At 60.6% G+C, this 13,720-nt stretch carries 16 protein-coding genes; 8 read left to right on the top strand and 8 right to left on the bottom strand.

Features of this window, described 5'->3' with window-relative positions:
- Nucleotides 1-11: 11 nt before the first annotated feature.
- The 3 genes from NW858_RS03545 to rpsN form a co-directional block, all read right to left on the bottom strand.
- Nucleotides 12-872 (bottom strand): ABC transporter ATP-binding protein, encoded by an 861-nt coding sequence (locus NW858_RS03545; RefSeq protein WP_414519806.1) that lies wholly within the window; start codon nt 870-872, stop codon nt 12-14.
- 99 nt (nt 873-971) lie between these two features.
- Nucleotides 972-1,604: a ribonuclease D gene (locus NW858_RS03540; RefSeq protein WP_414334385.1), complete on the bottom strand. Its 633-nt coding sequence runs from the start codon at nt 1,602-1,604 to the stop codon at nt 972-974.
- Between the two features lie 59 nt (nt 1,605-1,663).
- Nucleotides 1,664-1,969 carry a 30S ribosomal protein S14 gene (rpsN, locus tag NW858_RS03535; RefSeq protein WP_414334387.1) on the bottom strand — a complete coding sequence of 102 codons (306 nt, stop codon included), beginning with the start codon at nt 1,967-1,969 and terminating at the stop codon, nt 1,664-1,666.
- Nucleotides 1,970-2,152: 183 nt separating this feature from the next.
- On the opposite strand from rpsN, the gene NW858_RS03530 reads away from it, so the two are divergent.
- Nucleotides 2,153-2,476, top strand: a complete 324-nt coding sequence (locus tag NW858_RS03530) for a hypothetical protein (protein WP_414334389.1) — start codon at nt 2,153-2,155, stop codon at nt 2,474-2,476.
- Here NW858_RS03530 and NW858_RS03525 read toward each other — a convergent pair.
- On the bottom strand, nt 2,473-3,993 hold the full coding sequence (locus NW858_RS03525; RefSeq protein ID WP_414519803.1) for a YcjF family protein: 1,521 nt from the start codon (nt 3,991-3,993) through the stop codon (nt 2,473-2,475). The two genes, NW858_RS03530 and NW858_RS03525, sit on opposite strands and share 4 nt — an antisense overlap.
- Before the next feature lie 80 nt (nt 3,994-4,073).
- On the bottom strand, nt 4,074-4,574 hold the full coding sequence (locus NW858_RS03520; protein WP_414509298.1) for a cytochrome c oxidase assembly factor Coa1 family protein: 501 nt from the start codon (nt 4,572-4,574) through the stop codon (nt 4,074-4,076).
- Nucleotides 4,575-5,084: 510 nt separating this feature from the next.
- On the opposite strand from NW858_RS03520, the gene NW858_RS03515 reads away from it, so the two are divergent.
- Nucleotides 5,085-5,405, top strand: coding sequence for a hypothetical protein (locus NW858_RS03515; RefSeq protein WP_414367864.1), 321 nt, complete (start codon nt 5,085-5,087; stop codon nt 5,403-5,405).
- Between the two features lie 76 nt (nt 5,406-5,481).
- On the opposite strand, the gene NW858_RS03510 is transcribed toward NW858_RS03515, so the two are convergent.
- Nucleotides 5,482-6,366, bottom strand: coding sequence for an arginase family protein (locus NW858_RS03510; protein ID WP_414334396.1), 885 nt, complete (start codon nt 6,364-6,366; stop codon nt 5,482-5,484).
- Between the two features lie 222 nt (nt 6,367-6,588).
- Here NW858_RS03510 and NW858_RS03505 point away from each other — a divergent pair, with 222 nt between their 5' ends.
- Nucleotides 6,589-7,023, top strand: coding sequence for a photosystem I reaction center subunit II PsaD (locus NW858_RS03505; protein WP_414334398.1), 435 nt, complete (start codon nt 6,589-6,591; stop codon nt 7,021-7,023).
- A gap of 257 nt (nt 7,024-7,280) precedes the next feature.
- Here the strand turns inward: NW858_RS03505 and NW858_RS03500 are convergent, their stop codons facing one another.
- Nucleotides 7,281-7,889 (bottom strand): peroxiredoxin, encoded by a 609-nt coding sequence (locus NW858_RS03500; RefSeq protein ID WP_414334399.1) that lies wholly within the window; start codon nt 7,887-7,889, stop codon nt 7,281-7,283.
- A 153-nt stretch (nt 7,890-8,042) separates the two neighbouring features.
- On the opposite strand from NW858_RS03500, the gene NW858_RS03495 reads away from it, so the two are divergent.
- Nucleotides 8,043-8,306, top strand: a complete 264-nt coding sequence (locus NW858_RS03495; protein WP_414519801.1) for a hypothetical protein — start codon at nt 8,043-8,045, stop codon at nt 8,304-8,306.
- A 6-nt stretch (nt 8,307-8,312) separates the two neighbouring features.
- Here the strand turns inward: NW858_RS03495 and NW858_RS03490 are convergent, their stop codons facing one another.
- On the bottom strand, nt 8,313-8,588 hold the full coding sequence (locus NW858_RS03490) for a DUF1830 domain-containing protein (protein WP_414338064.1): 276 nt from the start codon (nt 8,586-8,588) through the stop codon (nt 8,313-8,315).
- Nucleotides 8,589-8,846: 258 nt separating this feature from the next.
- Between NW858_RS03490 and glpX the strand changes: the two genes are divergently transcribed.
- From glpX to typA, 4 genes are all read left to right on the top strand, one after another.
- Nucleotides 8,847-9,890 (top strand): class II fructose-bisphosphatase, encoded by a 1,044-nt coding sequence (glpX, locus tag NW858_RS03485; RefSeq protein ID WP_414349313.1) that lies wholly within the window; start codon nt 8,847-8,849, stop codon nt 9,888-9,890.
- 314 nt (nt 9,891-10,204) lie between these two features.
- On the top strand, nt 10,205-11,500 hold the full coding sequence (locus tag NW858_RS03480) for a glutamyl-tRNA reductase (RefSeq protein ID WP_414334406.1): 1,296 nt from the start codon (nt 10,205-10,207) through the stop codon (nt 11,498-11,500).
- A gap of 104 nt (nt 11,501-11,604) precedes the next feature.
- Complete coding sequence (gene psb30 / locus NW858_RS03475) at nt 11,605-11,712, top strand: photosystem II reaction center protein Ycf12/Psb30 (protein WP_011433833.1); 108 nt, start codon at nt 11,605-11,607, stop codon at nt 11,710-11,712.
- 186 nt (nt 11,713-11,898) lie between these two features.
- Nucleotides 11,899-13,716 carry a translational GTPase TypA gene (gene typA, locus NW858_RS03470; RefSeq protein WP_414509294.1) on the top strand — a complete coding sequence of 606 codons (1,818 nt, stop codon included), beginning with the start codon at nt 11,899-11,901 and terminating at the stop codon, nt 13,714-13,716.
- Nucleotides 13,717-13,720: the final 4 nt, after the last annotated feature.

Genomic DNA, 13,720 nt, shown 5'->3' with positions numbered 1-13,720 from the left:
CGCCGTTCGCGTCAGCGGGACGGAGTCCTTATGTGCTTGCGCACTTCCGCAACCAAGTGGTGAAACTCGTCCGTCAGGCAGATCTCCAACGGGCGCGGGCGGGGCAGCTCCACCTTGAGGGTAAAGACAATCTCGCTAGGCCGCGACCCCATGACATAAATGGTATCGGAGAGGAAAACCGCCTCCCGCAGATCGTGAGTGATGAGAATAGCCGTGCAGCCGGTGCGCAGCCACAGCCGCTGCAACATCTCCCACATCTCCTCGCGGGTGAAGGCATCCAGGGCGGCAAAGGGCTCATCCAGCAACAACAGCTCCGGCTGGTGGATCAAAGCTCGACAGAGGGCAACCCGCTGCCGCATCCCCCCGGAAAGCTGCCAAGGATAGGCTTTTTGGAAACCATCCAAGCCCACGGCGGCCAACAGCTCCAGCGCCGACTTTTTGTGCTGAGCCAGGTTTTGCCGGAAGGTGCGCTTGTAGGGCTCTACCACTTCCAGAGGCAGCAACACGTTCTGTAAGGTAGTGCGCCAGGGCAGCAGCACCGGATTTTGGAAGGCCATGCCCACCCTCTTGAGGGGGCCGGTGACGGGCTGCAACCGAAAGTAAAGGGTGCCGCCGTGGTTGGTGTTGAGGCCGGCTATCATCTTCAAAAGAGACGTCTTGCCGCAGCCGCTCGGCCCCACAATCGAGACAAACTCCGAGTGGGCCACCGAAAAGCTGAGGTCGCGGATGATCGTGACCGGGGATCCCTTGCCGGGGTACTGCAGGGAGACGTGGCGCAGCTCCAGGATAGGCTTGTCCAAGAGCCCAAGAGAGACACTGCTCTGGGCCACCTGCTGCGACTCCAACATCGACTCAACTCCGGTGGTTTTCACGGCCAGCCTCCTTCCCATTACACCAGAGAGGAGAGCAACCAACTGTATTGCCCAATACTCTGCCGGCCAGCGGCGAGGCCGGTTCTTCGGGGCTGTCGCCTACTGGTGCTCGAAGACGTTGCTATATCCCAGCAGATCCAGCTCCACTAAGGTGGGCAGGTGTTGAAAACAGCGCTGCGCCAGCTCCCAGCGCTCCTCCCGCTGCAACATCTGGGCCAACTTGTGGCGCACCGGGATCAAATAGCGGACATCGTTGGCCGCATAGTCCAACTGCTCCGGCGAGAGGGACTGGACAGCTCCCCAGTCGGAGCTTTGGGCGGCTTTGTTTAGCTCCACCCCGCACAGCTCGCTCACCACGTCCTTCAGGCTGTGCTTACTGGTGTAGGTGCGGGCCAGCTTGCTGGCTACCTTGGTGCAAAAGACCGGCCAGGCCTGGATCCCCAGGTGGTAGCGCAGCATGGCCAGGTCAAAACGGGCGTAGTGGAAGATCTTTTCGATGTTGGGATCCGTCAGCAGCCGCGCCAAACGGGGGGCCTGCTTCACGCCGCGGCTGAGCCGCAGCAGCACCACCTCGCCGGCAGCGTTAGCTATTTGCACGACGCAGAGCCTGTCCCGCTGCGGGATCAAGCCCATCGTTTCGGTATCCACGGCCAACTGGGATTCGCCGGCCAATGCCTCCACAACCTCTAGAGCGAGATCTTCATCACAAAGCTGAAAAGGCTGCAGGCCCACGCCGGCTCCCTCAAAAGAATGGTTTGGCTGTAGAACCAAGCAACGGCGGCTTAGGCAAACTACCAGCTCGACTTGACCACGCCCGGCAGCAGGCCGCGGTGGGCCATTTCCCGCAAGCTGTTGCGGCAGAGCCCGAAATCCCGGAAATAGCCGCGGGGACGCCCGGTTTTCCAGCAGCGGTTGCGCAGGCGGGTGGGCGAGCTGGCCCGAGGGAGTTTTTGCAGTTGAGCATGCAGCTCCATGCGGGTGACCTGGTCGATGTTGGGATCGGCCATGGCCGCCTTTAGTTGTTGGCGCTTCTCCCGATATTTTTCGACCAAGCGCTGGCGCTTTTTCTCCCGCTCGATCATGCTCTTTTTAGCCACGGCTCACCTGTTTCTCCCAATTTTTCAGCTTATCTAGAATAGCGAGAAGCCCTCCCCTCAGGCAAGGGGATCCCAAAGCCGGCCATCCTCGCTGCTCCCCTTGCTTGGGCTCCGTAGGATCCCTGAGGCCAGCCTCTTGGCTTGGGGGCAATCTCTTTCTGTAGGCAAGGTTGGTGGTGGGTGATGACCCTTTCCAAAGTGATCTCGTTTGTCGCCGCCAAGTTCAAGGTTTCCCCAGAGCAGATCGAGGCCACCCGCGTGATCCTCCACAAGCCCCCGGCTTTGTTGGCGGTGCTCAAGTCGGCTCCGCCGCTGCCCAAAGAGGTTTTGCAGGATCCCAGCTTGGCCTATATCTATCCGGCCACTTTTATTCAATGGTCGAAGTGCATGCATGGCCTGGCGGAATGGGATGATGTGCCCGCCCTGAGCTACGCCGACTATGTGGCGCAGATGGAGCTGACCTTCCTGCCGACGGATATTGCTGTCGAGGCCGCCAACAGGGACTAGCGCAGGCGAAAAACCCGTTCTGAGGCCTGGCGGACAAACTCCTTGAGCCAGCCCGATTTTTGGGTGCTCTCCACCTGGGCCCTGACCACCGCCTGCATCCCTCCTTCCCCCCAGCTTTGGTTGCGCTGGAAATACTCGATGAAGCTTTTGCCGGCAATGCGGGTGAGATAGCCGGCGCTGGCCGCCTGGATGGGGGCTGTCGCCAAAAAACCGACCACGCTCACCTCAGCCACCGTAGCCAGGAGCCCGGTGGTCAGTTGGATCGCCCCTTCCACCAGACCCAGGCCAGCCAGGGTCTTGGCCAGGGACAGGGCCAGTTCCCGCCCCTGCTGCAGGTTCATCTGGCAGCCGTAGAGGGATCCCAGCTCCACCACCATCTGGGCGTTGATGGCGGCAATGGCCAGCAGATCCAGCGCCGGGATGGGGTTGACAAACACGACGCCGGTCACGATCCACTGAAAGCGATCGATCACCTCCTCCGCCTGGCGGCGCAACTGCGCCTGGATGATCCGCTTGGCCTCTTCCCCCAACTGCTGCAATTGCAGCAGGGCATTGTCCAAGGCCAGGGATCCCCCTTCGGCGTAGAGCACCGCCTGGACGCGATCCCGCACCGCTGCCACCTCGGGCTCCGGTTGCCAGGTTTGGGATCCCAGCCGCACGGGGGCCGGGTCAGCAGCAGCCAGCAGCACATCTTCCGGTTGGATCAGGGGGTAAACCCGTTCCCGCAGGCGCTGCAAGAGGAGCTGCCGTTCTTCCGAGGTGTAACGGTCGATTTTGTTGAGCACCAGCAGAGCCCGCTTGCCCAGGGCGATCAACCGGCGCAAGGGATCCACCTCCGACTGGCGCAGATCCCCATCCACCACCACCAACAGCAGCTCGGCGGCCTGGGCCTGGGCCTGCGCCTCCTCTTCCCGCATCGCCCCTGCCGGCCCGATCTCCAAAATGCCCGGGCAGTCCACGATCTGCACCGGGTGGGGGATCCCGGGCAAGTCCCAATCGTAAACCGCCACCGCCTGCGTGGTGCCCAGCGTTGCCCCCACCGCCCCCACCCGCCGCCCCAGCAGCGCGTTCACCAGCGAGGTTTTGCCCGCCGATCCGGTGCCGAAGACCACCACCTGCAGTTGGGGCTGGGCCAACTGTTGGGCCAGCCGAGCCGACCGCTCCGCCAGCGCCGCCCGCGCCACCTGATCCTGGATCTGCGCCATCTGAGCTTCTAGTTGCGCCAGGTTGCGCCGGGCTGCCTCCCACTTCTCGGCAGGGGTCTCCGGGGGGGCCGGCCTGGGAAGCCTCTCGGTTTTAGGGGCGGGGCGGAACAGAAACAAGTAGTAGATGGAAGCGGCCAAAAACACCAGCAGCAGCAACACCAGCACCCCGATCAACAGCCCCCCCAAAATCGGGTGGTAGCGGGTGGCGTAGTACAGATCCAAAAACGATTGGATCAGCCAGACAATCAAGCCCGTGAACGAGGCCAGCAGCGCCAACAGCAGCAGCAAGCGCAGATAGGGAACCGATCGCATAGGGATCCAGGGCCACAACCATTCGCGTCAGCGGAACGGAGTCCTTTTGACTCTAGCCGTGGCTGCCCTTGTCCGACTACTCAGATCTCGCCCTCAGGCTGTAGGGGCGGCTCTTCCCCTTCACACCGGGATCCCCCCTCGATGACCCGAATGGCCTGCGGATCCCCATCCACCTTCACCTGCAGATGGCGCAACTGCCAGGCTGTTCGCGTCAGCGGGACGGAGTCCTTACCGGCCACCCCCCGCTCCGACTCCACAGCCACCTCGCCGGTGCGCCGGGAGCCTGTGATCAAAAAGGACAGACAGGCCCAGCCGGCTTGCTCATCCTTCTGAAAGCGCAGCCGCGAGGGCCAGCCCGGACGCAGGGGATCCCCTAGCCGCTCCACCACCACCGCATTCTGTTCGAGCTGCTCCACCGCCAACTGGTAGGTGCGATAGGCTCCCGAAGCGCGGATCCCATTCCAGACCAGGATCCCTGCCCCCACCAGCCCCAAGCCCAGCACCGCCAGCAGACCCAGACAACCACAGCCGCAGCAGCCCAGCGGGACAGCACAGCCAACTTGTTGGGGACTTTCCGACATGGCCAACCGCCACCGCAGAGTGCCCCTACACTAACACAAAGTTGCCGCTCATCCTGGTTGCCTTCCTGTCCCACAAAGCCCAGATAAAAGGCCAATCAAGCCTACGCCATTTGTCGGTAACGAGCGACGCTTCCCAGTTCCGTATTGCTACAGACATCTGTTTGTAGCTTCAAACAACAGCTCGGAAAATCATGGAATCGGCCACTCTTTGGCAAGTTCAAGCAACCCATTGTTGAGTCTAATTCCGCACTGCAGCGAAGGTTGGATCCCTACGTATCAAGTTGCCGGCTTTGCTCCCGATTAGCCGAGAAAAGCTTGCACCACAAAGATTCTAGGCTTTTTCCTCGGATGGGATCTGGTCGCATCAGCGGGACGGAGCCCTTATGAATCAGCAGTCAATGAACACCTCGAAAGCCCCCATTCTCGAATCCGCTATTTGGCGGAGTCAATATCAGAGGGATTTGTCGAGAATAAGAGCAGCAAAAAATCTCGATTTAGCAGCATGAATCTATGAATGAAGCGACAACCATGACCGTGCAGCAGATCATTCAAACCGCTATGATCACCGGTCTGCTCACCGCTGCTCAGGAACACGAGCTCAACGTGAGGCTGTTCCGAGAGGAGTGCTCCGAGGCCGACCTCTTCCTGCTGCGCCGCCTGCACCGCTGCCTACGCCAGGGATCCATCCGCCAGATCCCGGCCTTGCACAACACCATAGTCGTTGGCCGCTTCGGCCCACCCCTGCGCCCGGTGCCGGACAGAGCCGAGGACGCACAGCCCCAAGCTTCTGGGCCGAAGCTGGTGCCTCAGCCTAACCCCAAGGTCAGCTAGAAACCGCAGGAACCCCGCCTTGTACCCGTAGTGTCAGGGTCGAGAGGAATGCGGATAAAGACTTCATAAGCTGGGCTCAAAAGGTTCGCGATCTATTTTCCAGCCGTTCGAGCATAGCGGGGTCGGGATCCAGCTTCAGGGAGTAGAGGCCGTAGCAGGCCAGCAGCCAATTGAGCAGACGGGCCACCACGCGGGCGGTTGGCCGCGTCGCCGATCCCACCGCCACCCCTCCCAGGGAAAGGCCGACCACCGGGCGAGCGGCGAAGATGGCCTCACAGGTTTGTAACAGTCGCAACCAGCCCAGCCCCCCCGGCTCTGGGTAATGCACCGCCGGCGCCAGAGAGGGATCCAGCACACTGCAGTCCACCACCAAAAACACCGGCTGCTCCGGCAAAGCCTCCACCACCTGCTGCGGATCCCAGCCATCCTGGGCCCAGAAGATCGGGCTGGAGTGTTTTTTGAGCCAGGCGTAGGCGCGGGCACTGCCGCTGCGCAGCCCTACATGCACCACCGGCAGCTTGTGCTGGTAGAGCCGCTCCACCCAAGCGGCGTTGCCATAGCCCATATCTTGCTCCGGCTGGGTCATCTCTGCGGGAGGCATCAGGTTGGCATGGGCACTGCAATGCACCACACTCAGGGCCGGGTGGTGCTTCCAAAGGGCACGAATGGCCCCCCAACTGGCCGCCAAGACCGAAGGCAACAACACCGGCCACTGTTGTCGTCGCCAAGCCTGCGTCACTGCCGCCTCACACATGCCGTAGGGCGGCTCATCCACCAGCCCCGGCAACTGCGCCACCGCCAGCTTATCCACATCGATCCCCAACCTAGGCTCGAAGGCACACAGTTCGGCGCCAGCGTTGAGAATGGCCAGCGGCGCCTGCGTATCGTGGCCAAAAGCAGTGGGGATGAGAATGACCCTGGCGTTGGATTGCGAACTGGGATGGAGGGACCACTGGGCCATGGACGTCGTTCCTGTTGCAAAGGTAGAGCTCTGCGGCCTGCTTCTATAGTGGCTCACAGGGTAAGCCGGGATCCGCCGGCGCCGGATCTGGATCTGCTACGAAAAATTACAGTTCGCCGGCAGATCTGGGGTCAAAAATTGGGCCGATGGTAGATTCAAAGTGCTCCGCGCCGCAACTCCAAGCGCGGCCCGACAACGCAAACAAAAACGAGAAGGTAGGCTATGGCTGTGATGGAAGGCGATCCCCGTCAGGGGGCGAAGCTGCCTCTGTTTGGCGGATCCACCGGAGGGCTGTTGAGCGCAGCCGAAACCGAAGAAAAATACGTGATCACCTGGACGGGCAAGCCGGGGCAGGTGTTTGAAATGCCCACCGGCGGCGCTGCCGAGATGGTGGAGGGCAAAAACTATCTCACCTTCGCCCGCAAGGAGCAGTGCTTGGCTCTCGGCGCCCAGTTGATCTCGGAGTTCAAGATCAAGGACTACCAGATCTTCCGCATCCCGGCGGGTGGACAGCCGGAGCTGGTGCATCCCAAAGATGGCGTCTTTCCCGAGAAGGTCAACGAGGGGCGCCAGCCCGTCGGCAAGGTGGATCACAACATCGGCAAGAACAAAGAGCCGGTTACCTACAAATTCACCGACGGGAAGCCCTGGGACTAATTCCGGCGGCCTTTGTCTTTCTGTCTTGTCGGATCCCCTGGCCAGCTCAGGGGATCTTTAATTTATTCGTCTCCGCTGGCAACCGGTTTGAAAGGGTTCGGCGCTGTTAGCCCTCACCCCCGGCCCCTCTCCCCGAGGGAGAGAGGAGGCGGAAGGTCATGTTGGGAAGAGTCGGATCTTTTGTCGGGCTGCCTTTGGCCAAAAAAGCTCCAGCAAAGCTGGAGCTGTACCTGCACCCTGACAGGGCCTGGGCAAGCCTACTTGGCAACCGCCGCGAAGAACTCCTTGGATTTCACCGGGTCGGGGTTCATCGTTCTCTGGCCGGGCTGCCAGTTGGCCGGGCAAACTTCATCGGGGTGAGCTTGCACGTACTGGATGGCCTGCAGGGTGCGCAGGGTTTCATCCACGCTGCGGCCAAAGGCCAGGTTGTTGATGGTGGCATGCTGGATGATCCCTTCTTTGTCGATGATGAACAGGCCGCGCAAAGCCACCCCTGCCGCCGGATCTAGGACATTGTAGGCGGCGCTGATCTCTTTCTTGAGGTCGGAGACCAGCGGATACCTCAGCTCGCCCACCCCGCCGGCTTTGCGGTCGGTCTGAATCCAGGCCAGGTGAGAGTACTCGCTATCCACCGAGACGCCGAGGATCTCCGTGTCCAGCTTGGCAAACTCGTCGTAGCGATCGCTAAAAGCCGTGATCTCCGTTGGGCAGACGAAGGTGAAGTCCAAGGGGTAGAAGAACAGCACCACGTACTTCTTACCCCGGTAGTCGGAAAGCCTCACCGTCTTAAACTCCATGTCGTAAACGGCAGTGGCCGAAAAATCGGGAGCGGGCTGCCCCACCCGCAGACATCCTTCCTGAGACATCAGTCGATGCTCCTTACGGTAAAGTACAAATGTAAACCAAACCTAACATACCATACTCATAATGACTTTGTCTTGCTGGTCGGCTAAGCTGGAGCGCCGCGATCTAGGGTATCCCCCTTCTTTCTCGTCGCTGGACTCTACCAGGGCAGGGAGATGGTTGCCATGAGGGTGGCGCTGGAGTTTCTCTACCACTTTTGCTGTGACCGCTGCCGGCGGTGGTGGAGCCAGGCTGACGTGGAGCCGCAGCCGGGGGATCGCCTCTATTGCCCCTATTGCGGCTTTCAAAATTGCATAGAAGGCATCGACACCTTTCGCGACGCCGCACGGGGCAGTTGCCTCAACCGTCCCCCCGATGCCCCTTCTGCCAAGCTGCCCAAAATCGGGAATCGGCCTCAGGATCTGGGATCCTCAAGCTGATTCACTTTATCCGTTCACTGCATCTGCCAAGCTGCCCAGGTGGGGGGGCAGCCAGGAGTGGGGATCGGCCTCAGGCAGCGAAGAATCCAAGAGCGAGTGGCAGGGGCGGCGCTCTTCCAAAAGGGTGGTGGAGCAGCAGCAGCTATACACTTCTAGGTAGTCGTCGGGCTCCGCCTCGAAAATGGCATACTGGCCGGGGAAGAGGGTACGCTCCCAGTGGCCGGGGATCGTTCGTATCACCTGAACCTGCCGGGAACGGTTGACGAAAACGTATCTTCTCATCGCGTTTTTTTAATGTCCTTAAGAAAAACTTATTGGCTTTAAGCCAGGCTATCACCCTTGATCCCCAGCCGACAATAGCCAACAGCCAAGACGGGGATCGCTCTTTCTGCTTGACTTTGGGGGATTTGTTCTCTCAGATTATTGGGGTTGAGAGAACGGGATCCTGAGAAGAAGCCTACCCTGGTAAACTGAGGAGCAGAGTCTGAAGATATCCTTAAGTTGGCCTTCACCGTTCCGACATCACAAAGGGGGCACACCGTGGACAACAAGTTGGGGCTAGAGATCATCGAAGTGGTGGAGCAGGCTGCCATTGCCGCCGCCCGCTGGATGGGCAAAGGCGACAACAAGACTGCCGATCAGGTGGCCGTCGAGGCCATGCGGGAAAAACTGAACCAGATCCTCATGCGCGGTCGCATCGTCATTGGGGAGGGAACCCGTGATGAGGCCCCCATGCTCTACATCGGGGAAGAGGTGGGCATCTGTACCCGCCCGGATGCGGAGCAATTCTGCCGTGTGGAAGAGCTGGTGGAAATCGATATTGCCGTGGATCCCTGCGAGGGTACCAACCTGGTGGCCAAAGGCCAAAACGGCTCTATGGCAGTGCTGGCCATCTCCGAAAAAGGCGGCCTGCTGCACGCGCCGGACATCTACATGCAAAAGCTGGCGGCTCCGCCCCAGGCTAAGGGCAAGGTGCACCTCGACTATCCCCCTGAGAAAAACCTGCAGATCATCGCCGAAAGCCTGGATCGGGAGATCTCAGACCTGACGGTGGTGGTCATGGATCGCAAGCGCCACGTCGATCTCATCCGCCAAATCCGCGAGGCGGGGGCGCGGGTGAAGCTGATTACCGATGGCGACATCTCGGCGGCCCTCTCGGCAGGCTTCAACGGCACCGGCATCCACGCCCTGATGGGGATCGGGGCGGCTCCCGAAGGAGTGATCTCGGCAGCGGCGCTGCGTTGCCTGGGCGCCCACTTCCAGGGGCGGCTGATCTACGATCCCGAAGTGGTGCAGGCGGGCACCTACCTGCCGCCGGTGGAGGAAACGCGGCGGGAACTGAAAGAAAAGGGCATCGAGGATCCCGACAAGGTGTGGGAATGCGAAGAGCTGGCCAGCGGCAAGGAAGTGCTCTTTGCCGCCACCGGCATTACCGATGGCGACCTGATGCGGGGGGTGCGCTTCTTCGGCGGTGGGGCCCGCACCGAAACCCTGGTGATCTCCAGCCAGTCGCGCACGGTGCGCTTCGTGGATACCATCCACATGAAAGACGGCCAACAGCCCCGCAGCCTGCAACTGCGCTAAACAGATCCCCTGCCGAAAAGATGAGGGCGACTTTCCCTTGGCGAAGGTCGCTCTTCTCGTTGGTCGAACGTTAAAAAATCTATCAAGTTGCAACCCGAAAAAACGTAATAACTCTTCAGCAAAATCCTGCGAAACCGGTTCGATACTGGTCTTAGGGTTTAGGTAGGCTGAGAAAAGTTACCTAAGCTTGCTGGAACCGAGACAAGGAACTGCCTTGACACCGGTCTCAGCTCAACCTTCCCGAAAAGGGATGATTTGCTTTTGTTCAGAGATTTTGCTTTTAATAACTGTTGCTGTACAGACGACGGAGAGGCATGTTTATCGCGGTTGTCGGTCTTAGCCATCGCACAGCTCCTGTGGAGATCCGGGAGCGCCTCAGCATTTCCGAGGCCGAGGTGGGAGAGAGGATCCAGCAGCTCCGTGCCCACCCCCACATTGAGGAAGCGGCGATCCTCAGCACCTGTAACCGGCTGGAAGTCTACATTGTCACCCCAGAAATGGAAAGCGGTGTCCAGCAGACGATGCAGTTTTTGGCGGAGGCAAAAGGGATCCCGCTGCCCCAACTGCGCCCGCACCTGTTTACGCTGCTCTACCAAGATGCGGTGACGCACCTGGTGCGGGTGGCCGCCGGGCTGGACAGCTTGGTGTTGGGAGAGGGGCAGATCCTGTCGCAAGTGAAAAAAGCGCAGCAACTGGGGCAAGCCTGCAACGGCATGGATCGCATCCTCAACCGCCTCTTCAAGGCGGCCATCACCGCCGGTAAGCGCATCCGCACCGAGACGGGGATCGGCACCGGCGCCATGTCCATCAGCTCGGCAGCGGTGGAGTTGGCCTTGCAGGAGCAGGGATCCCTTTCCCAGGGCAAGGTGACCGTGGTGGGAGCAGGGAGGATGGCCCGCCTGTTGGTGCAGCACCTCCTGGCCAAAGGGGCGGTGGATATTACCGTGGTCAACCGCTCCTTGGAGCGAGCCGAGGCCCTGGCCAAACAATTTGAGCAGCCGATCCAGGTGTTGCCCTGGGAGGCGCTGTTGAGCAGTGTGGCCGAGTCCAACCTGGTCTTCACCAGCACTGGCGCCACCCAGCCGATCCTCACCTACGAGCAACTGGCGGGGGTGCTGCAGACGAATCAGCCGCTGCTGTTGGTGGATATCTCGGTGCCCCGCAACATTGATCCCGACGTGGAAAAGCTAAGAGGGGTACAGGTGTTCAACGTGGATCACCTCTCCCGCATTGTGGAAGAAAACCGCGCCCAGCGGCAAAAGCTGGCCCGGGATGCCGAAGACTTGGTGGAAGAAGAGGTGGAGCAGTTTATGGAGTGGTGGCGCTCTCTGGAGACGGTGCCCACCATTTCCAGCCTGCGCCACAAGGTGGAGTCTATACGCGAGCAGGAGATGGAAAAAGCCCTCTCCCGCCTAGGCAAAGACTTTGCCGAAAAGCACCTGGAGGTGATCGACGCCCTCACCCGCGGCATCGTCAACAAGATCCTGCACGATCCCATGGTGCAGCTGCGGGCCAAGCGGGACATCGAGGCGCGGCGCAGGGCTATGCAAATCCTGCAGGAGCTGTTTAACCTCGATCCCATGCCGTTTCAGGCGCAGCAGGAACGCTAGGGATCCCTGGGCAGTGTCAAATATTAAAGAATTGTAACAGCTCTCTCATCTCAGGGGAAGGGCTGCCCTTAGGATACAAAACGTAAGCTCTGGGAGTTGGGGGTATGTTCGGACAGTACGAAGTGTTCGTGCAGTTGGCGCTGCTGGCCTTGATCGTTCTGGCAGGGCCGGCGGTTATCCTGCTGCTCTACCTACGCGGCGCGGATATGTAGGCAACCTAGGCCGGTTGCCGGCGCAGTTAACAGGATCCCCTGAGGAGGGCCTGTCGGCGTCGGTGGGGGAGTTCGCTCTGTTGCTCCCCTATCTCTTAGTGTAACGCTTCTTTGCGCTACAGTTATAGAAGCAGCCCTAGGGCAAGCTCGCCTATAGGGCGTTACTTTATGAGTTGATTATTTCTTATGTCACTCCCCATCCGCAACGTCGCCATCATCGCCCACGTCGACCACGGCAAAACCACCCTTGTGGACGCCCTGCTGCGCCAGGCAGGCACCTTTCGGGAGGGAGAGGACATTCCCACCTGCGTGCTGGACTTCAATGCCCTGGAGCGAGAGCGGGGCATCACCATCCTGGCCAAGAACACAGCCGTCCGCTACGGCGAAACCCTGATCAATATTGTCGATACCCCCGGCCACGCCGACTTCGGCGGAGAGGTGGAGCGGGTGCTGGGCATGGTGGAGGGCTGCTTGTTGATCGTGGACGCCAACGAAGGCCCGATGCCGCAAACCCGCTTTGTGCTGCGCAAGGCGTTGGAAAAGGGCCTGCGCCCGATCGTGGTGGTCAACAAAATCGATCGGCCTCGTGCCGAGCCCTACAAAGCCATCGACAAGGTGCTGGATCTCTTTCTGGAGCTGGGAGCCGACGAAGACCAGTGTGATTTCCCTTACCTATTTGCCTCGGGGCTGCGGGGCTTTGCCCTGGAAGAAGCTGACCTGAAAGCTTTTCTGGAAGGAAGGTACAGCGGCCCGCTGGACATGAAGCCCCTCTTTGAAGCCATCCTCAAGCATGTCCCGCCGCCGATTGGGGATCCGGCCAAGCCGTTACAACTGCAGGTTACCACGCTGGAGTACTCGGAATACCTGGGTCGGATCGTGATCGGCAAGATCCACAACGGCACCATCCGCCTTGGGGATCAGTTGGCGGTGGTCAAAGAAGATGGGTCGATCGTCAAGGGCAAGGTAACCAAGCTCTTTGGCTTCCAGGGCCTGCAGCGCGTCGAGCTCACCGAGGCTACTGCCGGCCACATCGTCGCCGTGGCGGGGTTTGCCGAGGCCAACATCGGCCACACCCTCACCTCTCCCGAGAACCCGCAGGCTTTGCCGCTGATCAAGGTGGATGAGCCGACGCTGCAGGTGATGATCTGCGTCAACGACTCTCCCTTTGCCGGCCAAGAGGGCACCTTTGTTACTTCGCGGCAATTGCGGGAGCGCCTGCTGCGGGAGCTGGAAACCAACGTGGCGCTGCGGGTGGAAGAGACAGATTCCCCGGATCGCTTTTTGGTGTCGGGGCGGGGCGAGCTGCACCTGGGCATTTTGCTGGAGACCATGCGGCGGGAGGGCTACGAGTTTCAGGTGGGGCAGCCGAAGGTGATCTTCCGCGAGGTTAACGGCCAACCCTACGAGCCCTATGAGTGTTTGGTGCTGGATGTGCCGGAATCGACGGTGGGCGCCTGCATTGAACGGCTGGGGCAGCGGCGGGGGGAGATGCAGAACCTGATGGTGGGCGCGGACGGGCGGGCCCAGTTGGAGTTTGTCATCCCGGCCCGAGGGCTGATCGGCTTCCGCAGCGAGTTCGTCCGCATCACCCGCGGCGAGGGGATCATGAGCCACAGCTTTTTGGAGTATCGCCCCCTGACCTCTGAAATGGAAATGCGCCGCAACGGGGTGCTGATCGCCTTTGAAGAAGGGGTGGCCACCAGCTACGCCCTGAAAAATGCGGAAGACCGCGGGGTGTTCTTCATTACGCCAGGTACCCGCGTCTACAAGGGCATGATCGTGGGCGAGCACAACCGTCCACAGGACTTGGAGTTGAACGTCTGCAAAACCAAGCAACTGACCAACCACCGGGCTGCCAGCGGGGAAGAGCTGGTGCATTTGCAGGCGCCGGTGGAGATGAACCTGGAGCGGGCGCTGGAGTACATCGGCGAGGACGAGCTGGTGGAGATCACGCCCCAGTCGGTGCGGCTGCGCAAGGCGCAGTTGACGGCCTCTCGTCGCTAGTGGT

This window comes from Synechococcus sp. H55.10, from assembly GCF_047502715.1.
Classification (GTDB): Bacteria; Cyanobacteriota; Cyanobacteriia; order Thermostichales; family Thermostichaceae; genus Thermostichus.
This window is presented reverse-complemented; position numbering and strand designations above follow the sequence as displayed.